18 protein-coding genes and 1 pseudogene are annotated in these 25,404 nt (G+C 66.8%); 11 read left to right on the top strand and 8 right to left on the bottom strand.

The features are described from left to right. Positions 1-5 precede the first annotated feature (5 nt). The 3 genes from WS70_RS26185 to WS70_RS26175 are packed head-to-tail and all read left to right on the top strand — an operon-like array spanning position 6 to position 4,196. The gene (locus WS70_RS26185; RefSeq protein WP_108034066.1) at positions 6-2,246 is read left to right on the top strand and encodes a DUF3274 domain-containing protein; all 2,241 of its coding nucleotides are present in this window, start codon (positions 6-8) and stop codon (positions 2,244-2,246) included. A gap of 18 nt (positions 2,247-2,264) precedes the next feature. Further along, positions 2,265-3,923 carry a type VI lipase adapter Tla3 domain-containing protein gene (locus tag WS70_RS26180; RefSeq protein WP_162498998.1) on the top strand — a complete coding sequence of 553 codons (1,659 nt, stop codon included), beginning with the start codon at positions 2,265-2,267 and terminating at the stop codon, positions 3,921-3,923. A gap of 9 nt (positions 3,924-3,932) precedes the next feature. Beyond that, the gene (locus tag WS70_RS26175; RefSeq protein WP_108034064.1) at positions 3,933-4,196 is read left to right on the top strand and encodes a PAAR domain-containing protein; all 264 of its coding nucleotides are present in this window, start codon (positions 3,933-3,935) and stop codon (positions 4,194-4,196) included. Positions 4,197-4,295: 99 nt separating this feature from the next. On the opposite strand, the gene WS70_RS33260 is transcribed toward WS70_RS26175, so the two are convergent. The 5 genes and pseudogenes from WS70_RS33260 to WS70_RS33255 all read right to left on the bottom strand — a co-directional run bounded on the left by WS70_RS33260 (position 4,296) and on the right by WS70_RS33255 (position 12,594). Then, positions 4,296-4,814, bottom strand: a complete 519-nt coding sequence (locus WS70_RS33260) for a hypothetical protein (RefSeq protein ID WP_226382867.1) — start codon at positions 4,812-4,814, stop codon at positions 4,296-4,298. Further along, positions 4,811-6,328: a sensor domain-containing diguanylate cyclase gene (locus WS70_RS26165; protein WP_059471007.1), complete on the bottom strand. Its 1,518-nt coding sequence runs from the start codon at positions 6,326-6,328 to the stop codon at positions 4,811-4,813. Before WS70_RS26165 ends, WS70_RS33260 begins: the two co-directional genes overlap by 4 nt. Before the next feature lie 288 nt (positions 6,329-6,616). Next, positions 6,617-7,075: a hypothetical protein gene (locus WS70_RS26160; protein WP_059471008.1), complete on the bottom strand. Its 459-nt coding sequence runs from the start codon at positions 7,073-7,075 to the stop codon at positions 6,617-6,619. A 55-nt stretch (positions 7,076-7,130) separates the two neighbouring features. After that, positions 7,131-7,501, bottom strand: a pseudogene (locus tag WS70_RS26155) (amino acid permease); the annotation flags it as partial. Between the two features lie 122 nt (positions 7,502-7,623). Continuing rightward, the gene (locus WS70_RS33255; RefSeq protein ID WP_059598021.1) at positions 7,624-12,594 is read right to left on the bottom strand and encodes a DEAD/DEAH box helicase; all 4,971 of its coding nucleotides are present in this window, start codon (positions 12,592-12,594) and stop codon (positions 7,624-7,626) included. 180 nt (positions 12,595-12,774) lie between these two features. On the opposite strand from WS70_RS33255, the gene WS70_RS31915 reads away from it, so the two are divergent. After that, the gene (locus tag WS70_RS31915; RefSeq protein WP_159082972.1) at positions 12,775-12,996 is read left to right on the top strand and encodes a hypothetical protein; all 222 of its coding nucleotides are present in this window, start codon (positions 12,775-12,777) and stop codon (positions 12,994-12,996) included. Between the two features lie 3 nt (positions 12,997-12,999). Here the strand turns inward: WS70_RS31915 and WS70_RS26140 are convergent, their stop codons facing one another. Then, the gene (locus tag WS70_RS26140) at positions 13,000-13,509 is read right to left on the bottom strand and encodes a hypothetical protein (protein WP_059471011.1); all 510 of its coding nucleotides are present in this window, start codon (positions 13,507-13,509) and stop codon (positions 13,000-13,002) included. A 166-nt stretch (positions 13,510-13,675) separates the two neighbouring features. Next, on the bottom strand, positions 13,676-14,194 hold the full coding sequence (locus WS70_RS26135) for a metal-dependent hydrolase (protein WP_059471012.1): 519 nt from the start codon (positions 14,192-14,194) through the stop codon (positions 13,676-13,678). Between the two features lie 612 nt (positions 14,195-14,806). On the opposite strand from WS70_RS26135, the gene ggt reads away from it, so the two are divergent. After that, the gene (gene ggt / locus WS70_RS26130; RefSeq protein WP_059471013.1) at positions 14,807-16,525 is read left to right on the top strand and encodes a gamma-glutamyltransferase; all 1,719 of its coding nucleotides are present in this window, start codon (positions 14,807-14,809) and stop codon (positions 16,523-16,525) included. A gap of 302 nt (positions 16,526-16,827) precedes the next feature. Here ggt and WS70_RS26125 read toward each other — a convergent pair whose 3' ends face one another. Further along, on the bottom strand, positions 16,828-18,393 hold the full coding sequence (locus tag WS70_RS26125; RefSeq protein ID WP_059598022.1) for a TolC family protein: 1,566 nt from the start codon (positions 18,391-18,393) through the stop codon (positions 16,828-16,830). 143 nt (positions 18,394-18,536) lie between these two features. On the opposite strand from WS70_RS26125, the gene WS70_RS32535 reads away from it, so the two are divergent. From WS70_RS32535 to WS70_RS26095, 6 genes are all read left to right on the top strand, one after another. After that, entirely contained in the window at positions 18,537-18,710 is a 174-nt protein-coding gene (locus tag WS70_RS32535; protein WP_082716138.1) for a hypothetical protein, read from the top strand. Positions 18,711-18,951: 241 nt separating this feature from the next. Then, complete coding sequence (locus tag WS70_RS26115) at positions 18,952-19,137, top strand: hypothetical protein (RefSeq protein ID WP_059471021.1); 186 nt, start codon at positions 18,952-18,954, stop codon at positions 19,135-19,137. Between the two features lie 135 nt (positions 19,138-19,272). After that, positions 19,273-21,396: a peptidase domain-containing ABC transporter gene (locus tag WS70_RS26110; protein ID WP_059471015.1), complete on the top strand. Its 2,124-nt coding sequence runs from the start codon at positions 19,273-19,275 to the stop codon at positions 21,394-21,396. Next, positions 21,393-22,415 (top strand): lysophospholipid acyltransferase family protein, encoded by a 1,023-nt coding sequence (locus WS70_RS26105; RefSeq protein ID WP_059598023.1) that lies wholly within the window; start codon positions 21,393-21,395, stop codon positions 22,413-22,415. The genes WS70_RS26110 and WS70_RS26105 overlap by 4 nt, the downstream gene beginning before the upstream one ends. Before the next feature lie 12 nt (positions 22,416-22,427). Continuing rightward, positions 22,428-23,723 carry an HlyD family secretion protein gene (locus WS70_RS26100; protein ID WP_059471017.1) on the top strand — a complete coding sequence of 432 codons (1,296 nt, stop codon included), beginning with the start codon at positions 22,428-22,430 and terminating at the stop codon, positions 23,721-23,723. A gap of 12 nt (positions 23,724-23,735) precedes the next feature. Then, positions 23,736-25,256: an OmpW/AlkL family protein gene (locus tag WS70_RS26095; RefSeq protein WP_059598024.1), complete on the top strand. Its 1,521-nt coding sequence runs from the start codon at positions 23,736-23,738 to the stop codon at positions 25,254-25,256. The last annotated feature ends 148 nt before the right edge of the window (positions 25,257-25,404 follow it).

Raw genomic sequence — 25,404 nt, 5'->3', positions numbered from 1 at the left:
GAACGATGAGCGATAACAACGATCAGTATCACGCGGCCGCCCAAGGGGCGGGCGTTACGATGGCGAATCGGCCGGGCGATCGGCCCGTTCAGATTCCGGCCGATCTTCCGGGCGTGGTGATCTTCATTCACGGCGTCAACGATCCGGGTGCGGCCTATGCGACCGTTGAGCGCGGGCTCTGCCAAGGGCTCAACGAGCGCCTGTCGCGGAGCGATCTGCGGCCGGGCGAATACGGCCAGGAATATGCTGAGGCCATCAAAGCGAAAAGCCAAAAAAGCCGGTTCTTCGATAGCAAGATCGCCAACGATCCCGACATGTTCCTGTATAGGCGTTCGGAGAGCGGCGGCGCTCATAGCATGTTTTTACCGTTCTACTGGGGCTATCGAGCCGCGGATAACGAAATTGCCAAGGTGAACAATTCTGGCGAGGTCAAGAGCCGCGTGGCGGACAGCGACGGCAATCTGCTGACGCGCGGCCAGTATCAGGACATCCACGCGAACCGGCTCGACGCCCATTTCGGCAAGGGGGGCGGGTTCTTCGCCAACGCGACGAACAACATCCCTCAGATGTACAGCCGGGGCTTCGAACCGGACAAGCTCGAGCGCACGGTCATGCAAAATGCGCTTGCCGGCAATACGATCTTCGCCGGCAACTCACCAGACCGCCGTTACTTCGTGCTCGCCGCAGCTCGCTTGGCGAACCTCATCAAGACAATGCGCGCCATCCAGCCCTCCGCGCTCGCGTTGGAACATGGAATCGATCCGAAGCACGAAACGATCACGGTGATGGGGCACAGCCAAGGCACGATCATCACGCTGCTCGCGCAGGCGATGCTCAAGCAGCAAGGGCAACGCTGCGTCGATTGCATCATCATGGTCGATACGCCATACAGCCTGCAGTTCACGAAGGACGGCAGCCAGCAAACCGGGCACGCGAAGCTCAAGACGCTGGTCGACATCGTCAACGCGGTGACGAGCGAGCCGCATACGCTTCCGGACTTGGCTGACCTGATGATCGATTCGGTTTGCTCGGGCGGACGAGCTGGACGGAACTGGAGCCAGACGCAGGGAAAGCGCCTGGACAAGCATGGCAAGAACTGGATCACGTTTGACGAGCGCGACAACCGGGGCAAGGTCTATCTTTACTTCTGCCCCGAAGACACCGTGGTCGGCCTCGACAAGGTGCGCGGGATCGGGACGTTCGGCGTGCCCGACGACGTTCCGGCCGATGGCGCGGCCGCCAAGCAGGGCAAAACGATGCCCGCGATGACGACGCTCGCGCCGAAACGCTTTTTCCAGCGCATGTGGACGCGACTGGAACGCGACCAGGACGGCAGGGGGAAGCGGTCGAAGGTCGCTGTCGGTACGTCCCCCGCGCGCGTGCCGGTTCGGGACCAGGTTCAGCGATTGACACCAGGGCCCGACACGGACGGCACGATGTTGGGCTCAGTGGTCGAGTCCAGCAAGAACATGGCGCTACAGGCGTCGTTCAAGCGCAACGACATTCGCTTCATCAACGGCGAGCAACTGAACCCGCCGTACGAGCCTGACCTGTACGGTGGCGAAGTCAAGAAAGGCGGGCAGCGACCCGGGCACGCCGATGTCGCCGGGCTGATGCGCCCGGATGACGTGACGAAAAACGTCGCGCTCGGCAACCAGTACGCGAAGTTCCAATGGAAAGACGTCGCGACGACGGATGACCCGGGCGCCAGCATCGAGCCGCACAGGCAGACGTTCAATCGAGGCCGTCCGATCGACGAGCAGTCGCATAACTGGCGCATCGTGCCGAGTCAGTCGCTCGGCTCGATTCTCTCGGCGGCCGCTACGGGCGGACGGTATCAGACGTACGTGATCCAACGCGAGGAAACGCCGGACGAGGTTCGCAAGCGCATGGGCACGGATGCCGATCAATTGGAAGCGAACAACTATCATTCGGGGGTTCTGCTCAGCTCCGAGAACCATCGCTGGGTCACGGCGATGGATGTCGCGGTCGGCCAGGCGGTGACGTTGGATGATCCGGACTGGCGGCAGTTGTTGCTATTGATGGCTGATTGGAAGATGACGCCCCGTGCATTTAAGCAGATGAAAGAATGCAAGGCCTTCAACCGATTGGATCAAAGTACGCGTGGTTTTTTAGATGCGTGCTCAACATATTACCGATCGGGCATATTCCCAGCCGAGAGGTTTGTGCCGCTTACTTTTCCGCCATTGGTCACCAGCGAGCTGAAGGCTGAAAGCAAAACATGAGATTATCGAAGAGGCGATATGAAACCTCGTATCTGGCCGTTCGCGGCTGTATTCGTATTGATCGCGCTAGGTTGGACGTTCCTCGTGATGACGCGGCATTATCACTATTGGCAAGCAACAGGACAGGAGATGCCAGGCATGGCGAGTAGCATTCGGAACGGTGTATTGATTGCACTGGGTGTCGTTGCGACAGCGTTCGCGGCGAGCTACGCCTGGCGGCATCGTGCGCCTGTCGAGCCTACGTCGGCGGTCGCGAGTTCAATGTCCGCTATGGCGGAGACACCTGCAGCGGTAATGCACGGCAACAATGGCGCGCCGGCATTGCTTGCCCCGACAAGGGAGAAATTCGTGTTGGAGGTCCGCGGCTTAGGGCTCGTGACCGAGCGCAACGCGAATGACGAAATCTGGAAGGCCATACAAGCAAAGGCGGATAATCACACGTCCTATATGTCGCAAAACCCTGCCGATTATCCGGATAACGAGGATAGCCGGATGACCTACCTCAGTGTGGCGACTGGCCTGAGCTTCCAATTGGCGGCCCATCATTCCGTCGAGTATTGGCCGGTCCCGGTGTTCATTTGGGAACCACCAAAGGCGCAGCGCGCTGATCGGCCAGGCGCAGAACTTTCCGGGCTTCGACAAGAAGCGGGCCTGGGCGTCACGCTGCTGCTGTGGCAGGAAGATGCGAACACCGACGACGGCGCCAGCATCATTGAGAAGTTGTTCGCATTCTTCGACGCGCATCCAGATGTCCCTGAAGCGGTCGTCGTCACGTTTGATGGGGCAGCGACCCGAAAGCTTAACCAGACGCCGGGCTATGTGGACACATTCAAGCAGTCGAACATTCCCTCGATGCCGGACAGCATGGTCTCGATGCTTGTGTCCCGCTCGGATCGAGTTGACAGGTTTATCCGTCCGTACGCCGTCGAGCAGACTCAGAACGTCAACAAGAACACGACCGATTACGATATCACTCGGCTGTGGAACTACTTCTGGCAGATCAATCATGATTCTGGGCCGGACGGCTTCTCCGCACATTATGATGCAGAGGAACGGAAGGCAGGAGTCGACACGCCGATGTCACCGGGTTTCGTCACTTCTATGTGGTGGCAAACCAAACTTCCCGAATTCTGGAAGACGATCAGCAACAAAGGGCCGGGCGAATTCAAGCCGACGCCCTATATCCCGGTGCGTTGGACGACGTGGCAGGTGAAACAATTTGACAACGCGCCGCTGCTCGGCTATCTGCATCGGCCCGTCGACGTGAAGCTCACCGATTCGCACGGCAAGCCGTTCAAAACCGCGCAGCAGGCGGAAGCGCTCAAGGTTGGCTGGCAGCAGGCAATCGGCACGCTGCCGGCCGGCGAAACGCCGAAACGTATTTTCTACGACACGACGGGTGATCGCACATGGGTGGCGCCGATCAATCAGGCGCTCGCGCAAAGCGGTCCGTCCTCGCCCAGTCTCGATGACGTGAAAGAGGGCTACGATATCGGCCACCGGATCGGTAACACGGGTATCAGCTCGCCGTTGGTCCAGATCGGGCTCGGCTTGATCGCGGGTTACAACGAAGGCGGAGCCAGCGCCACGATCAATCGGCGGCCGAACGGCACGGCGACGATCGTAATGGTGAGCCCACCGACGCAGAAGCAACCGGATCTGAATCCTTTCCGCTAAGAGGCTCGTATGCGCGGCGTGATTCGCATCGGCGATTCGACAACGCACGGCGGCCACGTCGAAACCGGCCGCGAGGGCTCGACCGTAATGGGGCGGGCGGTGGCCTGTGTCGGCGACCGCTGCACGTGCCCGATGGATGGACACAATCATTGCGTGATCGTGGAGGGCGACGAGAATGTCCGCATTGACGGGCGTGCCGTGGCTTTCGACGGGCACAAGACCTCATGCGGGGCCACGCTCATCTCCTCGATTCCAACGTCCGGCCGTACTTAATGCAGGATGCCGACGAAAAGAAGAGCCGGCAGCGCCCATCGACGAAGGCGGTGAACCGAATTGCCGCCGGCGTTCACCACGCCCGCCGTCGGCGCTCCGTTATGCGCGCTCCTTGCGCGCCTGCGCCACCGTCATCCAACAAAGCACCGCAGCCGCGAGCCACGCGCACGCGAAAAACAACTCGAGATTCTGCAGGTTCTGAAAATTCTCCACGTTCTGATATCGGCATGTCAGATGCGCTCGAAACGGAACGCAGCCCGTCTGGTTGTTGTGGAAAAACGTGAACAGGTGATAGAAACCCAGGACCGTGAAAGCCAGGGCGATTAGTGCGAATTTTCTGGTTTTGCTCATCGCGGGTGTCGTTGATCGAAGCGGCGTCAGATTACTCTTTATCGGACCGGCGAGGAAGCGGATCGGTGGACGCGCCGTCTGTTGCGCGCCGTAATTGCCATGCCCGTCGTGATGAGCGGCGCGAGGGCGATCGTGCTCGGCGGGACCGGCGCATTCATCGCGGGCATCGCGATGGGGCTCGCGCCGTCGCCTTGGCGGATCGTGGTGCCGATCCGCAGGCGCGACCGTTCGCCTGCGCGGCTGGCATGCGCGACGGCTGCGATTCAATATGCCGACGGCGCGAGCGAATCCGCCGCGACGACTCGATCCCTTCCCTCCGTCTTCGCCCGGTACAACGCGCCGTCCGCCGCCCGGACGAACGCGTCGAGCGACGCATGCGTCGAGCGCCGGCTCGTCGCGCATCCGACGCTCACGCTGAAGGGCGGAATCGTATCGGGCGTGCCGGCCGGCATCGCGTCGCGGATGCCCGTGCGGATCGACTGCGCGACCGTCATCGCGCCCGCCTCGTCGGTATCGGGCAGGATCACGACGAATTCCTCGCCGCCGTACCGCGCCGCCAGGCCGCCCGGACGGCGTGCGCGGCGCGCGATGCACGCGGCGAGCCATTGCAGCGCGAGATCGCCTTGCGCGTGGCCATGCGCGTCGTTGTAGCGCTTGAAGTGGTCCGCGTCGATGAAGAGGATCGACAGGCGGCTTTCGTTGCGCTGCAGCCGCTCCCATTCGTTTTGCAGCGCATGATCGAGCGCGCGGCGGTTCTTGAGGCCGGTCAGCGGATCGGTCTGCGACAGCTCGAGCAATCGATCCTGTGCGGCGGCACGGTCGCGGAGCGCGAATGCGAGCAGCCAGACCACGCCGGAAAACGCGATGCTCACGCACGCGGCCGAGATGCCGACGCTGAGCGCGAGCGAGCGCCATGATGCGAGCACGTCCTGTTGGGCGGGCGCGACGATCGCGACCAGCGGCGTGCCCGGAATGCGCTCGAACGTGTAGAGGCGCAGCACGCCGTCGATCGGCGATCGCGCCGCATAGAATCCGGCGTCCTGGTTCGCCATCCGCGGAAAGGTCGGCGATTTCACGACGACGCTCGGCCCGTCATGCGGCAGGTCCGGGTTGCGCGCGACGAGCGTGCCGTCGACGTGAACGATCGCGCTGACGCCGTGCGGGCCGACGTTCAGCTTCGACAGCAGATGCTGGAAGTAGGCGACGTCGATCGCGACGACGGCGACGCCGCCGAACGTGCCGTCGGGCTTGCCGATCCGCCGGCTCAACGCGATCGACTCGACGCCGCCGCGCGTCCGTGACCGGTAGGGCTTGGACACGTACAGCCCCGCGTCGCCGGCCTGCTCGTGCACGAGAAAATAATCCCGGTCCGTGAAGCTGCCCGCGTGCGACGCGCTGCAGCAGCCGTCGACGATATGCCCCTGCGCATCCATCATGCCCATGCCGGTGACGTACTTCGCGGCGGCCGTCCGGTCGAACAGCAGCGCGTGCCGCGTCGCGCGATCGAGGCGCCGGACGTCGGTCTGATGGAGGCCGGAGATCAGCGTGAGCAGCGAGTGATCGGATGCATCGATCGTACGCGCGATGTTGTTGACGACGATCGTCGTGACGTTTCTCGACGTTTCGTGCGCATGCTCGATCGCCTCGTTGCGCGCTGCATTGAGCGTGAGCAGGCTGATCGACAGCACGCCGAACGCCATCAGCGTGCCCAGCGCGCCGACGATCCACGGATGGCGGCCGGTCAGGACGGCGAGGCGGCTGGTCGGGATGCAGGCGATCACGATGCGAGGTTCTTGTACCGAGTTGGGGGCGCGCCGCGCCGGGCTCACGGATCGTCATCGGTGAACGGCGGTGCGGCAGTGCGGCAGTGCGGCAGTGCGCGGACGACGCACCGGTCGCGCTGCGAGCGGAGCGCGTCTTCGAATGCGCGTCGATCGGCGGCTTTCGCGTTATCGGCCGAAGCGGGCGAAACTTTATGTCGATGGCCGGGGCGTTCGGAAGCCGGTGTCCAGGAGCGCGCTGCGGGCGGCCATGTCGCGCATGCGCTCGAGGGTGCGACGGCCTGTCGGTCAGCGTCCCGAATTTCGCGGCGATGTCTCGACGGCATTCAGCGTGCGTCGCCGGATCCAGCTGCTCGCGAGCCGGATCGCGAGCCAGTAAGGCGTCGACAGCAACAGCAGCTTCACGGAACGGTTCGGACAATAAACGAACGTCTCGGTCCTGAGAAGATGGCCGCGCTGCGGCGCGTCGGCGACGCTGAACCGCAACACGAGCTTCGTATCGCGTGAATCGCGGTGGCGTTCGAATGCGTCGGCATCGCGGATCGAAGCGAGCCCGACATTCGGTCGCCAGAACCGGCCGACGAGACCGAGCGACAGCTCGCGCTCGTCGCGTCGCAGGACCGCGAACGAATCGAATCCGAAACGGCGCGCGGCGCCGGATGCGGGCGCCTTCGACCAAGCGTCCGCCATGCGCTTCGGCAACTCGCGAATCGACAGCAGCGTATCGACGACGACGTCGGCGCGCATGTCCGCGCGACTGCGGGCACGCGGCTGTGGGCGTCGCGAGCCGCGGCGGCGGCCTTTACCGCCTCGCCGCCGCTCGCTTGTCCGCCGCCTGAAGATAGCCGATCGCCGCGCCCGTCAGCAGCAGCGGCCAGAGCAGATACCATCCCGTCGTCGCGAGCAGCAGGATCGCCGACAGAAACGCGACGATCGAACTGCGATGCGCGAATCCGCCGCGCGGCAGCAGCTTCGCGGCCGCCGCCGCGCCGAGCACGTAGGCCATCACGAAGTTGCCCGACGTCGCGAGCATGAGCGGCTTCGGGCCCATCCCCGTCGCGACCGTCACGCCGAGCGCGCAGCCCGCCAGCGCCGCGATCACCGCGAGACTGCGCGGGGCGCGTTGCCCGGCTGGCTGCCTCGCGCGAACCAGCAGGGGGCAGCGCGCCGTCCCGCATGCGGCGTCGACGTCGCGGGTGCGGCGAAGCGGCGGCCGTGTCGATGGCGGGGCGCGCGCCGGTGTCGGGCCGAACGTCGCGGCTCAGGCGTTTGCGTCGTCGAGGCAGTCGCGTGCGTCATCGATGCCGCGCGAGCCTCGCGCGCGCGTCGTCCTGCTCGACGGCGTCGAGCCCGCGCGCGTAGACGAACTGTCCGCCGACGAGCGACGCGATCGGCACGCCGTCGCGGAACAGGACCCGGTTGCCCGCGAGCGCGGGCACGCGGTCGCCCGGCAGCAGCGTGCCCGTCAGATTGAGCGGATCGGCGCCGCTCACGCACAGCATCAGCCCTTCGGCCGGCCGGCGGCGGAGGTCGCGCAGGATCGGGATCGCGTCGGGCAGCGCGAACTGCTCGCCCGCGAGGCCCGCGACGAAGCGGCCGCCGCGGATCTCGCCGCGCGCCTCGAGCCGCCGATAGACGGGCAGCAGCTCGCGCCAGCTCGGCATCCATTCGGCTTCGCACGCGAGGATTCGCCAGAACACGACGCCGTAGCGGCGCAAGAGCGTCCGCGCGACGTGCTCGAGCGCGGCCGGCGCGATCGTATGGCGGCCCGTCGGCGGCGGTGCGGCGCGCATCGCGCGGGCCACGCGCGCGTCGCCGAGCGCGACGGTGTCCGGATCGCCGGGATGGCGAGCGTAGCCGCTGCCGTTGCCGTTCTCGACGTCTTCGAACGCGTTTCCGCCGCCGCCGAAATCGACGCGAGTCAGCGGCAGCCGTTGCACGAGCGCCCAGCGTCCCGCGTCGTCCATCCCGCCGATCAGCGCGCCGCCGCGCCGCGTGCGCGACGACCGGTGCGTGCTGCGCTGCGCGGCCGGCTTGATCAGCGCGCGCAGGCCCGCGAAGCTGTCCGCGTTGACGAGGCCCGCCGCGACGAGCTCGCCGAGCGCGCGTTCGAGCTCGACGGGCAACAGGCGCGCGTGCGCGACGAGCTCGTCGAAGAACATCGCGCCGTACGCGGCGAGTGTCGCGCGCACGCGCTCGGCGCGTGCGGACAGCGCCGGCTGCGCGGCCGGATCGCGCAGCGCCTGCCAGACGGCGAGCTCGCGGCGCGGCAGCAGCACGACGGGCGTCGTCTTCACGGGCGCGCTCGCGGCCTTCGCCGGCGCGCCGAGCCGCGCCCACGCGAGCTTGCCCGCGCGGCACGGCTCGTCGAGGCCGCCCGTCACGTAGTCGGCGAGCCGCGCGGGCAGCAACTCATCCTCCCATGCGCTCGCGGCCGCCTCGAAGCCCTCGAGCTGATGGACGACCGATGCGAGCGCATCCACGCCCATCCCGCGCGTGTCGGGCGCGACGCGCTGCCAGTGGAACAGGAAGCGCATGAAGTCCGCGAGCTCGACGGGCTCGATCTCGCGTCGCAGCCGCTTCACCGTGTAGCGGTGGATGCGCGCGAGCAGATGCCGCTCGCACCATTCTTCGTCGCGCGCGCCCGGCGTGAAGCGGCCGCGCATCGCGTAGCCTTCGCGCTCGAGCGCAGCGAGCGCGATTGCGACCGACGACGCGGGCAGCGCGAGCGGCGTCGCGAGCGCGTCGGCCGTCAGCGGCCCGAAGCCCGTGAGCCGCGCGCGGATCACGTCGACGAGCGCCGCGTCGGGTTCCCACGGCGCGTCGAAGCCGGGCGGCGGCTCGAGCGGCGGCGCGAGCGCGGCGTCGCCGCCGTATAGCGCGCGCATGCACGCGACGCGCTCGGCCGGTATCCATAGTCCGCGGCCGTCCGCGAGCGCGAGCCGCGCGGCGCGCCTGCGGGCCGCGAGCCGCTCGGCGCACGTGCGCCAGCCGTCGTTCGCGCCGATTTCGCCGTCGGACACGCATGCGAGGCCGACGAGCGCGTCGTGCATCTCGTCGTCGTCGCGCACGAGCGGCCAGGCCTCGTCGCGCACCGAATCGATCGCGCCCGCGTCGAGCGCGCCGAGATCGTCGGCGGATGCCGGATCGCTCCATCGCCGCGCGAGTACGGCCTGCGTGCGGCGCTCTTCGAGCGGCGCGTCGTCGAGGAACGCGTACGGCTTCGCGTTGAGGATCTCGGCCGCGAGCGGCGACGGCGCGGGCAAATCGCGCGCGACGAGCGCGACGCCGCCCGACTCGATCCGCCGCAGCAGCGCGAGCCAGCCTTCGGTGTCCATCGCTTCGTGCAGGCAGTCGTCGAGCGTCTGGTCGACGAGCGGGTGCTTCGGCACTTCGCGCTCGCCGACGATGTTTTCCGCGCACGCGACCTGATCGGGGAACACGGTCGCGAGCAGATCGTCGCTCTTCATCCGCTGCAACTGCGGCGCGACCTTGCGGCCGCCCGCGAAGCGCGGCAGCGCGAGCGAGGTCGTCGCGTTCCAGCGCCAGCGCGCATTGAAGAGCGGCGCGTCGAGGAGCGCCTGGATCAGCACGTGCTCGGCGCTCGCCGGGCGCAGATAGCGCCAGACTTCGTCGAGCGCGAAACTGTGCGCGAGCGACAGCGACAGGATCAGCGCGTCGTCGGTCGCGGCCGCCTGCAGCTCGAAGTTGAACGTGCGGCAGAAGCGCTTGCGCAGCGCGAGGCCCCATGCGCGGTTGATCCGGCTGCCGAACGGCGAGTGGATCACGAGCTGCATGCCGCCCGATTCGTCGAAGAAGCGCTCCATCACGAGCGTGTCCTGCGTCGGCAGCGCGCCGAGCGCCGCGCGCGCGCGCGCGAGGTAGTCGGCGATCTGTCGCGCGGCTGCGGCGTCGAGGCCGAGTTCGCCCGTCAGCCACGCGAGCACGGGCGCGAGTCGGCGCGGTTCGGGGGCGGCTTCGGACGGCGCGGCGTCGATGGATGCGGCGGCGGGCCGCGACGCAGCGGCCGGTGCGGCCGGAGCGGGGAGGCGGGCGGCGGCGCGACTGCGCGATGTGTCGCCGTCCGCGGCGTCCGCAGCCGCGGCGGCGACTTGTCTGTCGCCTTGCGCGAAAGGGGCGGCCTCGCCGTCGCGGGCAAACGGCGTGCCTGCGTCGCCAGGCGACGCGGCGCGCGCGGCGGCAGCGGCTTTGCCGGGCGGCGGCGTGCCGGTTTCCGCGCGCAGCCGCACGCGGGTTCGAGACGCCGGCGAATCGGCGCGCGCGAGCGGCGCATCGCGTCGCGCGCTCGCCGTCGTGCGTGAGGCTGACGGCGCATTCGGCCGCGCATTCCGCGCGTTGTCGCCCGTGCGCGAAACGCCGCCGATCGCGACCGCCGCGCCGGCGTTCTCCGCATCGGCATCGTCCACATCCGCGTCATCGTGCGCGCCGCGCGCATCCCCGCGCGCCAGCAGCGCGTCGACATGCGCGCGCAGCCGCGCGACGCCCGCCGACAGCTCGTCGCTGCGCGCGGGCGCCTCACCGAGCCAGAACGGGATGTTCGGCGCCTGCCCATGCGCATCCTCGACGCGCACGCGCCCCGTCTCGATCCGGATGATCCGGTACGACTGGTTGCCGAGCTGGAACACGTCGCCCGCGAGGCTCTCGACCGCGAAATCCTCGTTGACCGTGCCGATGTTCACGCCTTGCGGCTCGAGCAGCACCGCGTAGTCGGCGTTGTCGGGAATCGTGCCGCCCGACGTGACGGCCGCGAGCCGCGCGCCGCGCCGCCCGCGCACCGTGTGCGAAACGACGTCGCGATGCAGGTACGCGGCGCGCGCGCCGCGCCGGCTCGTGAAGCCTTCGGTGAGCATCGTCAGCACGCCGTCGAACTGCTCGCGCGAAAGCGCCGCGTACGGCGCGGCCTGCGTCATGCAGCGATAGAGCGCGTCCTCGTCCCACTCGCGGCACGCAACCTCGGCGACGAGCTGCTGCGCGAGCACGTCGAGCGGCGCGTGCGGGATTCGCAGCAGGTCGAGCTCGCCGCGCCGCACGCAGTCGAGGAGCGCCGCGCATTCGACGAGCTCGTCGCGCGACAGCGCAAAGAGCCGCCCCTTCGGCACGCCGCCGACGCGGTGCCCGGAGCGCCCGACGCGCTGCAAGAACGGCGCGATTCCGCGCGGCGAGCCGAGCTGGCAGACGAGATCGACGTCGCCGATGTCGATCCCCAGCTCGAGCGACGCGGTCGCGACGAGCAGCTTCAGCTTGCCGTGCTTCAAGCGCTGCTCGGCGTCGAGGCGATGCGCCTTCGCGAGGCTGCCGTGATGCGCGGCGATCGCGTCCGCGCCCAGGCGGTCGGCGAGATGGCGCGCGGCGCGCTCAGCCATCCGGCGCGTGTTGACGAACACGAGCGTCGTCCGGTGTGCGGCCGCAAGCTCGGCGATCCGGTCGTAGAGGCGCTCCCACACGTCGTTCGCCATCACCGGGCCGAGCGGCACGGGCGGCAATTCAAGCGCGAGGTCGCGCGTGCGCGTGTGGCCCGTGTCGACGATCGCGCAGTCGAGCGGCGCGTCGCCGCAGCCGCCGACGAGAAAGCGGGCGACCGCCTCGACCGGCTTTTGCGTCGCGGACAGCCCGATCCTCGGCAGCCTGCGGCCGGCGAGCGCGTCGAGCCGCTCGAGCGACAGCGCGAGATGGCTGCCGCGCTTGTTGTTCGCGAGCGCGTGGATTTCGTCGACGATCACGGTGCGCGTGCTCGCGAGCATCCGCCGGCCCGATTCGGACGACAGCAGCACGTACAGCGATTCCGGGGTCGTGACGAGAATGTGCGGCGCATGCTTGCGGTGCGCGACGCGCTCGGCCTGCGTCGTGTCGCCCGTGCGGACCGCGGTGCGGATCTGCGGCGCCGGCAGCCCGCGCCTTGCGATCTCGGCGGCGATGCCGGCGAGCGGCGCGTCGAGGTTCACGTGGATGTCGTTCGACAGCGCTTTCAGCGGCGACACGTAGACGACGAGCGTCTCGTCCGGCAGCGCGCCGTCGTGCGCGAGCGCATCGCGCACCAGATCGTCGAGCGCGGACAGGAATGCAGTGAGCGTCTTGCCGGAGCCCGTCGGCGCGGCGACGAGCGTCGAGCGGCCGGCCTTGATGTGCGGCCACGCGAGCGCCTGCGCGCCGGTCGGCGCGGCGAAGGTACCGGAGAACCAGGCGGCGACGACGGGGTGGAACGCGTCGAGCGCGCTGGCAGCGGGGCGGGGTGTGGTGACGTTCATCGCAACCGTAAATGAGGGCGGGCGCGGGCGTCGCAAGGCCCGGCCCGGCGACACAGTGTGCCAGACGCGCGGGCGGTCTGCAGACAGGGGCGCGGCGCGATGCGCCGTGCGGACCCGGCGGCGGGAAGCGGGGGCAGTCGCTGGATGCGACTAACCGCTGGATCGCGTTTCGCAGGGGACGTGGGCGATCGAGACGGCGCGAGTCATGCGGCGCAGATGGAGGAAATGCGCCGAACACATTGGTTGCGACGATTGGATGGGATTGCGGTTTCGCGTCGTCGGCTGCGTATCGGCGTTGGCGTCGATATCGGCATCGGCATCGGCATCGGCATCGGCATCGGCAGAGGCGGCATCCGCGCGCGCGATCGCCGCGTCACGGCGATCGCGCGCCGGCGCCGATAGTCGTCAGAACAGCAGTTTCGTCAGCGTGCCGATCGGGTCCGTGAACGCGCTCATCGGATTGACGAGCAGGAGTTGGAGCGTCTCGATCGTGTGCGCAATGATCGCGATCCCGTAGACGATTTTCACGGCGGCGAGCGCCGCCACGACCTGTGCCGCGCGCGCCCAGAAGCGCCGGCCGGTGCGATCGATGTGACGCGCGGCCGCGCGCCAGACGCCGACGATCCACCAGATGTTGAGGAGCGACAGCGCGGCGTCGGCGAAGACGGCGGTCGGGATGGCCGCCATCGCGTGAGCCAGTGAATCGCCGCCCGGCCCTTGATCCAACGCTGAAAATGCGCGGCTCATCAGAAAGTGGCTGCTGATCGTCCGGAGCGCGGAGAGCGGCAACGGGTTCAGCCAGAAGCTGACGGAGAGCGAATAGTCGCCGCGCCAGTGCCGCACGATCCAGCGAAGCGGGCCGAATCCCGGCGCCGGGCGCGTGGCGGACGAAGGCGTCGTGATGTCATCGGTCATGTTCTTGTGTGTTGTCGTGCGAACGATCCGGCCTGATCGTCGAAGGGGGCGGCGGGGCCGCGCCCGCCATTCTACCGGCGGGGATCGCGTCGACCTGTCGGCGTGCGGCGAGCGGGCCTCGCGCGCGAATCCGTCCGCTGATGCGGCGGCGTCGGACGGCGCGGCGTCACACGGTGCGCAGCCAGCCGAGCCAGTGCACGAGCGGCGCCGCGTGTCCCCACGCCGCCTGCGCGATCCACAACGCGCCGGCCCAGGCCGTCGCGACGACGATCAGGTCGCAGTGCCCGCTGTTCCACCAGTTGAGCGAATGGCGCTTCCACAGCCACGGCACGCCGAGCGGATTCGGCCAGTCGGCGATCAGATGGACGAGGCCGCCGCACGCGAAGCCGAAGAGCGGCGCGGCCCAAAGATGGCGATGGTCGAGCGACCGGTAGGCGAAGACGAGCATCGCGACCCACGCGACGCCCCAGTGCGTGACGGTGCGATGCGTGATCCAGAGCCGTCGCGAGCGGCTCCACCAAGCGACTTCGAGCCAGTCGGGCGCGGTGCCGCCCGCGACGCCTGCCGCGAACGCGGCGAGGCTGTGGAGATGCCACGGTCCTGCCGCGCCCGCCTGCCCGACGAGCGCCGCGGCGACGAGACCCGCGGCCAAGCCGCTTGCATGATGTGCTGCGTGTGATGCCATGCCGGTGTTGCGTTGACGCGCCGTGAAATCGAAAAGGGGCGCTATCTTCGCAGATTTGGCGCGCGGCGCGCAGGGGCGGAGAAGAAAAGTTTTCGGCGCGCATCGGGCGAGGCGAACGTGAAATTGCAAGCGACGCGACGCGACGCGATGCGCGCGCGAAGCGGCGGATGCCGCGGATGTCGCAGGCGATGTCGGCATGGCGAGGGCGGTCGCCGCCGAGACACGGAATGCCGTCGAATTTCTCGATGCAACTCACCACCATTGATGATGCTGCTGGCGCGGCGAAGACGCGAACGCAGTCGTTCTGCCGATGCACGGACGGCGTCCATGTGTCATCCGCCAGTGCGTCATGCGTCCAAGCAATCGCCGCTTCGTACGATTCGTGTGCGGCGTCGACGTGCGGTCACGGATCTGCCGTCTGCATCGCCTGTCGTTCGATGTGAATCGCTCGTCATGCGATGCGAGGTCGTTTCCGCGCGTCGTCCGCTCGCTCTGCGTCGGCAGGCTCGCCTACGAAACGTCATTTTTGTATACGCGCGCGGCCGTGCTATAAGCCTATTCATCCGGTTTTCGTGCCCCAATTAGCAAGGAGATCAAAATGGGAGACATGCAATGAACGCAACGAATCGCTTCAAGTCGACGGTGCTCGCCGCGCTCGTGAGCGCAGCCGCGGTCGGCTTCCTGCCGAGCGCGCCCGCCTGCGCGAAAGGTCCGCAGCGCGTCGTGCTGGACGGCTCGGCTGTCGCCGTCGCCGACAAGTACAGCGCCGACGCCGCCGAGCAGATCTTCAAGGAAGGCGGCAACGCGGTCGACGCCGCAGTCGCGATCGCGTTCACGCTCGCCGTCACCTATCCAGAGGCGGGCAACATCGGCGGCGGCGGCTTCATGACCGTCTACATGGACGGCAAGCCGTACTTCCTCGACTATCGCGAGCGCGCGCCGCTCGCCGCGACGAAGGACATGTACCTCGACAAGGACGGCAACGTCGTCAAGGGCATGAGCCTGTACGGCGATCGCGCGGTCGGCGTGCCGGGCACGGTGGCCGGGATGTGGGAGGCGCAGAAGCGCTTCGGCAAGCTGAAGTGGAAGCAGGTGCTCGCGCCCGCGATCCGCTACGCGCGCAGCGGCTTCATCGTCGACGAACAGCTCGCGCAGCGCGGCGTCGACGCGTCGAAGGAGTTCGGCGGCAAGACGAACTTCGATCAATACTTCAGCGGCCTGAAGGCGGGCGCGAACTTCAAGCAGCCGGATCTCGCGGCGGTGCTGACGCGCATCGCGAACGACGGCGCGAAGGATTTCTACGACGGCAAGACGGCCGGCCTGATCGCCGCGTCGATGAAGAAGGACGGCGGCCTGATCACGAAGCAGGACCTCGTGCAATACAAGGCGGTCTGGCGCCAGCCGATCCAGGCGAGCTGGAACGGCTATCGCGTGATCACCGCGCCGCCGCCGAGCTCGGGCGGCATCGGCCTCGTCCAGCTGCTGAAGATGAAGGCGGACCGCAAGGCCGACTTCGACGGCGTCACGCTGAACTCGCCGCAATACGTGCACCTGATCGCCGAGATCGAGAAGCGCGTGTTCGCCGATCGCGCGCAGTACCTCGGCGATCCGGATTTCTACAAGGTGCCCGTCGCGCAATTGACCGACGACGCGTACATCGCGAAGCGCGCGGCCGAAGTGAATCCGGAGAAGCCTTCCGACACGAAGAGCGTGCAGCCGGGCCTCGGCGCGACGATGCCGGAGAAGGCGGAGACGACGCATTTCTCGGTCGTCGACAAGTGGGGCAACGCTGTGTCGAACACGTACACGATCAACGGCTACTTCGGCTCGGGCGTCGTCGCCGAAGGCACGGGCATCGTGTTGAACGACGAAATGGACGACTTCTCCGCGAAGCCGGGCGTCGCGAACATGTTCGGCGTCGTCGGCAGCGACGCGAACGCGATCGAGCCGAAGAAGCGGCCGCTGTCGTCGATGTCGCCGACGATCCTGACGAAGGACGGCAAGGTCGCGCTCGTGATCGGCACGCCGGGCGGCTCGCGGATCTTCACGTCGATCTTCCAGGTCGTCACGAACCTGTACGACTTCAAGATGCCGCTGAAGGACGCGGTGGGCGCGATGCGATTCCACCATCAGCTGTTGCCGCCGAACACGATCTTCTGGGAGCCGTACCACCCGATCGACGGCGAACTCGCGAAGGGCATCGAAGCGAAGGGCTACACGCTGAAGGGCCAGGATTTCAGCGGCGACATTCAGGCGATCCAGATCGACGGCAAGACGCCCGAGGCCGTGTCCGATCCGCGCGGCCGCGGTGTGTCGCGCGTGATCCAGTGAGCGCGTAGCGTCGAAGGCGGAAGCGGCGAGGGCGGCCGCGGCGGCAAACGCGCGGCGCGTCGATCGGCGATGCTTTCCGCATGCGTCGCGGTCGCGCCGCCTTCGCCTTGTTCCTGCTGCTTTTGCGCGTTTATCGCGCCGTCGTCCCGCCGTTCGTCGCGGCGCGCGCGGCGAAAACGACGACGTCCCGCTTTCGTCACATGAAGATCATGACATTTCTGTGACGGAAAGCGGGACGTCGCATTCCGACGCGCGCGAGAACGCGGCGGGCGCGCGACGGCCGCGTTCTCGCGGTCAAATGCTCATTCGCTCTTCTGATCCGACGAAACCGCGTTGCTCGTCAGGAAGCTGTCGACCGCCGCGAGCGACTGCTCGTTCAGCGTGCCGAGAATCCCTTTCAACTTCAGTTGCAGCTTCAGCGCGTCGAGATAGCTTTCGAACAGCTTCTGGCGGATGTTCGAGATGTCGGTGCGCAGGTTGAGCGTCTCGTACGTCGTGCTGTAGCCGACCTGGTGGGCCTTCATCGACGAGTCGTACGCGAGCCGCGCGGCCAGCAGCGACTGCTGCAGCGCGCGGATCCGCGCGCCGATCGACTGCAGTCCCGCGAGCGTCTCGCGATGGTCGGTGCTGAGCTGCTGCTCGACTTCGCGCAGCCGGTTCTGGTATTGCGTCGCGACGTGCTCGGCCTCGACCTGCCGGTAGTGCACGCTGCCGCCCGAGAAGATCGGAATCGTCACCTGCACGCCGACCGCGCTCTGATGGAAATCGGATTTGTCGGTGAGGCCGCGCAGGTTCGGATTGAGCCCGCGCGAATATGACGCGAACAGGTCGACGGTCGGCAGGTGCTCGGCGCCGATGCGCTTCGCGGCGAGCCGCGCGACGCGCAGATCGCGGTACGCCTGCTGATACGACGGATTGTCCTGCGGCTGGTAGTCGCCCGTCGGAATGCGCGGCGACGTGCCGTGCATCGCGAGGCGCGGCCAGCGCGTGAAGTCGATCGCGGAGCCGAGCAGCGTCTCGTAGCGGGCGCGGCGCGCCTCGACGTCGGTGCGCGCGAGCGCTTCGTCCGATTGCGCGAGGCTTCTGCGCGCCTCGATCTCGGCGGTGTCGCCGATCGTCTTCATTCCGAGCTGCGCCATCCTGCGCGTATCGCTTTCGAGGCGCGTGAGCGCGTCGACTTCGTCGTCGGCGAGCTGCAGCTTTTCGCGCGCCGACAGCAGATCGAAGCACGCGTTCGCGACGCGCATGATGAGTTCCTGCTTCGCGACTTCGAGCTGCTGCCGCGCGGACTCCTCGAATTCCCTCGCACGGCTCATGTCGTACAGGTACGGCATGTTGAAGAGCGCCTGTGTGACCTGCGCGGCGCCGTACGCCGCGGTGCTGTTGCCGCTCACGTCGATGCCGAACAGGTTCGCGTGCGTGCCGTAGCGGCCCCATTCGAGCTGTGCGCTCGCCTGCGGCAGCATCTGCGCGCGGGCCTGCGGGTATTTCTGCCGCGCGGCGTCGTATTCGGCCTGCGCCTGCAGGAATTTCGGATCGTTCGAGACGGCGTGCTGATATGCCTCGTCGAGACAGAATGCGCGAGCCGATTCGGAACCAGTGCCGAGCGCGGCGATTGCTGCGCAAACGGTAACGTAAGCCACATTGGCGCGGACTCGAAAGGATTTTGTCGTTAAGTGAAAACCCGCATGCCAAAATTTAGACGAGGCACCCAAATTCGCTGTTTCAAACATCTTCGTCTCCATCTCCTGCCTTGCGTCAAGCCGCCGACGCTGCAAATTAAACGTTTTAAATAATGAGTTGAAACGCATGCATCTTTTTGGTGAATTCCAAAACGTCAAAAACTTATATAAGACGCGGCCGGCCATCTTGTTTCTGTCTTGAGCGCATGATAGCCTGATTCCGGCTTGTAATCGCAGCGATAAAAAATAAACGTCGTTCGGTTATTTACGGCCATTGGCATTATTAGAGAAGTCTTGACGCCGTCTTTATTCTTTACGAGGAGATAGTTATGAAGGTCATGACGATGGAGCAGGCGAAGGCGATTCACGGTGGCGGTCCGATCAGCTCGCTGGGCACGCTGGCAGCAGCGTCCGGTCCGCTGTTCACGGCGCTCGGCCAGTTCATGCCGACGCTCGGCGGCTATCTGCAGAACCCGAAGAACTACAATAGCAACGGCAAGTAAGCACTAGCCGTTGCATTTGCGCGGGGAGGCGCCCCCCGCGTAAAATAATCTGAATTTCAAGCTGCAAAAACGGTAATCCGTCGTCAATCGAGATATAAAAACATTATTCATTCGTCTCGGTTGGCAATCGGAGGAAATGATCAGGAGACAGTGATGTCGAGGCAGCTCCGGATGGTGTCATCCGCTTTGGCGGATGCGGATTCGGGTCGATGACATCGCTACAAGAGTAAAGGCCACCCCGATGCAAGCCATATCAGAGCAGCAAGCCCGTGCGATCCGCGGTGGAGGTTCCGCCTACGCCAACTCGGCCGCCTACACGGTTTCCCTTGCGAATCAATCGATCGGTCCCGTCGTCAACGGGCTCTTGACCCAATACCAGGCCGAGGCCGTCAACCAATTCAAGATGGCGCTGGGGTCCGGCAGCTAAGGCCGATCCCAGGTATCGCCAGAGCCGCGTTCCGCCGAGGCCGGACGCGGCGTTCACGCCGCGCTCGCGCGATGGCTTCGAGCCAGGCCGCGCCGTGCGCGGGCCGGTATTGTCGTGTCCAGCGATTCGCAAGCTATGTGGTTCAACACCAATAAAGTCAGGCCCATTCTTCAGGACGAGGTGACCGAGTGCGGTCTCGCGTGCCTTGCGATGATCGCGACCTGGCACGGCCGCGACACGACGTTGCGCACGCTGCGCAACCGGTATCCCGTCAAGATCGATTCCGGCCTGTCGTTCTTCGACCTGATGGAGATCGCGAACGACCTCGGAATGCGCGCGCGCGGGCTTCAGTTCGAGGCGAACGAGATCGATGCGCTGAAGCTGCCCTGCATCCTGCACTGGGGGATGAACCACTACGTCGTGCTGACGAAGGTGTGCTACGGCAGCGTGCACATCGTCGATCCGGCGCTGGGCGAGACGAAGCTGCCGCTCGCGCAGGCGCTCGCGCAGATCACGGGCTACGCGCTCGAGCTCAACCCGGACATCGGCTTCAAGCACGTCGGCACGTCCGACAAGATCCATCTGCGCGACTATCTGGCCGGCCTGACGGGCATTCGCAAGAGCATCCTGCTCGGCGTCGCGGGCGGCATCGCCGCGCAGTTGCTGCTGCTGCTCGGGCCGTCGTATGTGCAGTTGACGATCGACGAGGCGCTGAAGAAGACCGACGTCGACATCCTGTACCTGCTGACGATCCTGTTCGGCATCGTGTTCCTGTTCGACACGCTGTACGCGAACCTCGTCGGCAACATCAAGAGCTACCTGCGCAACATCGTGTCGCAGCAGTTGTCGTCGAACATGGTCGGGCATCTCGCGCGGCTGCCGATCAGCTATTACCTGTTCCACAACACGGGCGATTCGATCTCGCGCGTCGCGTCGGTGTCCGAGATCGGCCGCTTTCTCGTCGATGGGCTGATCGGCGGGCTGCTCAATATCTTCACGTGCGTCGTCACGCTCGTGCTGATGCTGTACTACAGCCCGGTGCTCGCCGGCATCAGCCTCGCGGGGATGGTGCTGTTCGCGCTGTCGCGGCTCGCGATCCAGCCGCAATTGCAGGATGCGATGTCGCAGATCCTGACGCGCGGCGCCGAGGCCGACGCGCTCCTGATCGAGAACATCCGCTCCGCGCATTCGATCAAGCTGCTGTCGTCGGAGACGTCGCGCAGCAGCCTGTGGGTGAACGCGTTCACGCAGAAGCTGCAGGCGGTTCGCCAGCAGGAGCGGCTGCAACTGCTGTTCGATGCGATCTCGAAGGGCATCGTCCACATCGAACAGCTGGTCATCGTCACGTATGGCGCGTGGCTCGTGATGCACGGGCAGAGCACGATCGGGATCATCTACGCGTTCATCCAATACAAGAACCTGTTCGCCGACAAGTTCATCGATTCGATCCAGCTCTACGTGCGGCGCAAGGTGCTGCAGGTCCACATGGACCGCGTCGCCGACGTGCTTCAGACCGAAACCGAAGAGCCTGCGCCCGACGCGCCGGTGCGCTCGATCGAGCATTTCGACGGCTCGCTGTCGATCCGTGCGCTGACGTACACACCGAAGGGCGGCCGCCGTGCGATCCTCGAGGACATCGATCTCGACGTGCCGGCCGGTGCGAAGGTGGCGATCGTCGGCCGCACCGGCAGCGGCAAGACGACGCTGCTGAACCTGATCTGCGGGCTCTATCAGTCGACGCCAGGCATGCTGTTCGTCGGCGGCGTCGATCTGTCCGAGGTGAACCTGAGGCTCTACCGCAAACACGTCGCGGCCGTCACGCAGTCGGATCAACTGTTTCGCGGCACGATCCGCGACAACATCACGAACTTCGCGCCCGCGCCGCGCCTGGGCGCGATGCACGAGGCGGCGCGCCTTGCATGCATCGACCGCGACATCGACGTGCTCGACAACCGCTACGACACGCCGCTCGGCGACACGCAGAAGTTCCTGTCGGCCGGGCAGATGCAGCGCCTGTTGATCGCGCGCGCGCTGTACTGCGAGCCGCGACTTTTGATCCTCGACGAATTCTCGTCGAATCTCGATCAGGCGACGACGCACGAGATCTGCCGCAACGTGCTGACGCTGCCGTGCACGATCGTGCTCGTCACGCACGATGCGTCGATCCTGTCGATGGTCGACCGCATCTACGAGATGCGCGACGGCCGCCTCGCCGAGATCACGCCCGAGCGGCAACCGGAGCTGGAGGCGCCAAGATGACGTTGATGCGGCTCTTTCTGTTCAATGCGTTCTCGTATTGCTTTTTCGTGCGGCGCATCTTCAAGCGGATCGCGCTCGGCCGCTCGCCCGAGCGCGGGCTCGGCATGATGCGCTGGTGCGCGGGCGCGTGCCTGCGTCTCTTTCCGTCGATCCGCTGTTCGATCGAGATGTCGGTTAGGCACATGCTGAGCGCGCACCTGAACGACGATCCGGTGCGCATTCGCGGCGTCGCGGACGGCATCGTCCGCGAGCTGTTCGAGGCCGAGGTCGCCGGATTGATGCTGCGCTCGCACAGCATCGCGTCGATGAAGGCGATGCTCGACCGGATGGAATGCGAAGGCGAGCCCGCGCTGCGCGCGGCGCTCGCGCGCGGCGGTCCGCTGATGCTCGCGGGCTTGCACTTCGGCAACCTGATGCTGTTCGTCACGAAGCTGCGGCTGATGATTCCCGAAGACCGCAAGATGATGATCGTGATGCACAAGGACGCGCCGGGTGCGTTCTTCGACGATGCGCTGCGCCTCGTCGAAGAATACGGCGCGGGCAAGATCGAGCTGATCGACATCGAGCAGCGCGTGCATTTGCGCCGGCTCGTCACGGGGCTGCGCAAGGAAGCGCCCGTGTTCCTGCTGTTCTCCGACCTGCACGGCCGCTTCGGCAAGACCAACGCATGCCGGCTCGGCGGCCGCTGGGTGCGGCTCGCGGGCGGCGGCGTGAAGCTCGCGGTCGAGCACGGCGTTCCGCTCCTCGTGTCGTACGCGACCGGCGTGCCGTTTCGCGACGCGTGCAGGATGCATTTCGTCGAGCTCGACGCGCGGCCCGCGTCGCGAATGCTCGGTGTCGCGGACGAGACGTCGCGCGTCGCGGCGACCCATCAGCGGATCGCCGACAAGCTCGAGGATGCGCTCGTGAAGCAGCCCGAACAGTGGCATTTCTGGGAGCACTTCACGCCTTACCTGATGCCATCACCGTTGCTCGAGCAGAACGCGCGCGCCGCCGCGCAGACGCTGCGCAGCGCCTGACGAGTTTCGCCCATGCCTACCTGGATGACCACCCTGAGAGAGCAGAAGACGCCGCGCAAGCTGACGCGCGGCACGACGTTCGGCGCCGTGATCAACGGCGTCGTCGACGTGCCGGTGTCGATGCGCTTCTTCTGCTATCTGTCGATCGCGATGTTCGCGATGTTCGTCGTCGCGCTCGTTCGTCTGACGTATGCGAACACCGAGAACGTGATGGGCATGCTGACGCCGCGCACGGGCCTGATCGGCGTCGGCGCGCCGCCCGGATGGGCGGTGCGCGAGCTGTACGTCGCGAAGGACCAGCACGTGAAAGCCGGGCAGAAGCTTCTGAGCGTCACGCGCGACACGAGCTTCGTGTCGCAGGCGAACAACGTGCAGGGGATGCGCGAGTCGATCAAGCGGCAGCGCGTCGAGGTCGATCAGCAAATGGGCGCGGCGAAGCTCGAATACCAGTCGACCATCGAGCAGATCAAGCAGCAGATTGCCGCGCTGTCGGAGAGCCGCGCGCTCATCGACAAGCAGATCCAGGACCAGAAGCGGATCGTGTCCGAATACCAGGAACGCCGCGATCGCGTGAAGCAACTGCTGAACGAGCAGGTCGTCACGCTCGAGCAGTACAACCAGGTGAACACGCAGTACCTGCAGGCGGGCCAGGCGTATCAGGACCTGATGCTGCGCCGCGCCGATCTCGTGAAGAACGCGATGAAGCTGCGCGGCGATCTCGAAACGGTGCAGAGCAAGTACGACGGCTCGAACGCCGAGCTGAAGATCAAGCAGGAAGAGCTGAACTCGAAGGAATACAACATCGACGAGAGCGTCAACCAGGTGCTGTACGCGCCTGCCGACGGGCAGATCGTGCGGCTCGACGTCGTGCAGGGCAGCGTGATCGATCCGCCCGGCACGCGCGTCGTCGAGATCCTGCCCGCGAAAGCGGACGGGCTGATCGCCGAGCTATACATCCCGTCGTCGAAGGCGGGATTCATCAAGCCCGGCCAGGAAGTGAAGCTCGCGTACGGCAGCTATCCGGTCGAGAAGTTCGGCACCTATCGCGGCAAGCTGGTGTCGGTGTCGCCCGTCGCGTTCACCGCGAAGGAGCTGAATCTGCCGACCGACGCGGGTTCGCCGCAGACCTACTTCAAGAGTTGGGTCGAGCTCGCCGACCGCAAGCCGGCATTCGAAGGCACGCCGCTCGCGCTGAAGGCCGGGATGACGCTGCGGGCGGACATCGTGCTCGAGAAGCGCAGCTTGCTCGAATGGCTGTTCGAACCGTTGTATCGGATCCGGCAGCGGATGTTCGGTACGCCCGCGTGACGTTCGATGCAGATGGGTGACAAGCATCGCCGTCAACGAGCGCGCCGTGGCTGGCGCGCCCCGGTGTCCTGCTGGCTTGGCGCGACGCTGCTCGCGTGCGCGTGGTCCGCGCACGCGCAGGACAGCGGCGCGGCGAGATGGCGCGACGGCGCGGACGGCATCGGCTTCTTTCCGGGCGGCGACGCGCCGGGCTTCGGCGCGAGCGCGTGGGGGGCGGTGCCGGGCGGCGCGCGGCGGGAGGCGGCGGGCGCCGCGTCGTCGGACGCGGGAAGCGGCTCGGCGCCGAACGGCGGCGCGGCTGCCGATGGGGCAGCCGCATCGGCCGCATCCGCCTCGGACCCGAATGCGCCGCGTCCGCGCAAGCTCACCGAAGAAAAGATCACGCTCGGCCAGCGCGCCGCGCTGCCGCCGGGCGGACTGCGCGCGCGCGCCGAAGGCGACGACGGCATCGGCTTCGCCGACGCGCCGGGCGGCTCGGCGGCGGACGGCGCGTCGTCCGCCGCCGCGGCCGCCGCCGCCGCGTGCGGCGACGGCCCGTGCGCGCCGGACAGCGGCGCGCCGCAGCGCCCGCCCGCCGACGCGTCGCCGCGCTTCATCGCCGGCGTGCGCTACGACCGGATGCCGTACGAGCTGCATCCGATCGACCCGGAGATGCTGCCCGACCTGCCGGAGGCGCAGGGCCCGACGCTCCTCGAGCAGTTACAGGGCGACGACAGCAACATGATCGGAATCGGCTGGCACTATGTGCTGTCGACGGGACGCTCGACGCCCGTGACGACGTCGACGGGGGCGCTTGGGATCGGCAGCTTCGTGAATCCGGGCTCCGCGGTGTCGATCAGCAACGCGAACACGCCCGCGTTCACGTTCACCCATTTCTTCGGCGAGCACGTCGCGGCCGAGATCGTCGGCGGGATCCCGCCCGAGCTGACGATGCGCGGCCATGGCAGCATCGGTTTGCCGTTCGACAAGATTTTCCCGGGCGTGCAGGGCCGGCTGCCGCTCGTCGACCTCGGCAACACGCAGAGCAACCCGCTCGGCACGACGCGCGCGTGGCTCGCGTCGACCGTGTTCAAGTATTACCTCGGCAAGCGCGAGGACCGGTTCCGGCCGTATCTCGGCCTCGGCATCAGCTACACGCGCTTTACGAACACGAACCTGAACCCGGTGTTCGCGAACAAGCTCGCATCGCTCGGCGGCCTGCTATCGGCGGGCATCTCGCTCGGCGACCTGCAATCGCTGCTCGCCGATCCGGGCGCGCTCGATCGTCTGCTGCAGGCGGGCGCGAATCTCGTGCTGCCGAACGGCGTCCGCGCGACGGCGAGCGTGAAGAGCGCGTGGACGCCCGTCTTCGTCATCGGCGCGAACTATCAGTTGACGCGGCAGTTGTCGCTGTCGACGGCGCTCTCGTACATTCCGCTGAAGGCGGCGATCACGGTCAACATCAACGATGCGAAACGGATCCTCGCCTCGAATACGACGACGCTTTCCGCGAACGTCCTGCTCTGCACGATGCTGCTCAATTACCGGTTCTGAGCGGTGTGTCTGCGCGGCGTCGGCCGGCCTGTTCCGTCGGCTGTCCGCGAGCGGCGCTTCGACAGCGGCGCGCTGCAACCGGCGCTCGGCAGGCGCGCCGCCCATGCGCGGACCCGGCGAGCGGTCTGCCGAGAACTGCCTGCTGCAA

The sequence above is a fragment of the Burkholderia mayonis genome, from assembly GCF_001523745.2.
Lineage (GTDB): Bacteria > Pseudomonadota > Gammaproteobacteria > Burkholderiales > Burkholderiaceae > Burkholderia > Burkholderia mayonis.
Note: the sequence above shows the minus strand (reverse complement) of the source record. Positions and strands in the feature narration are given on the sequence as shown.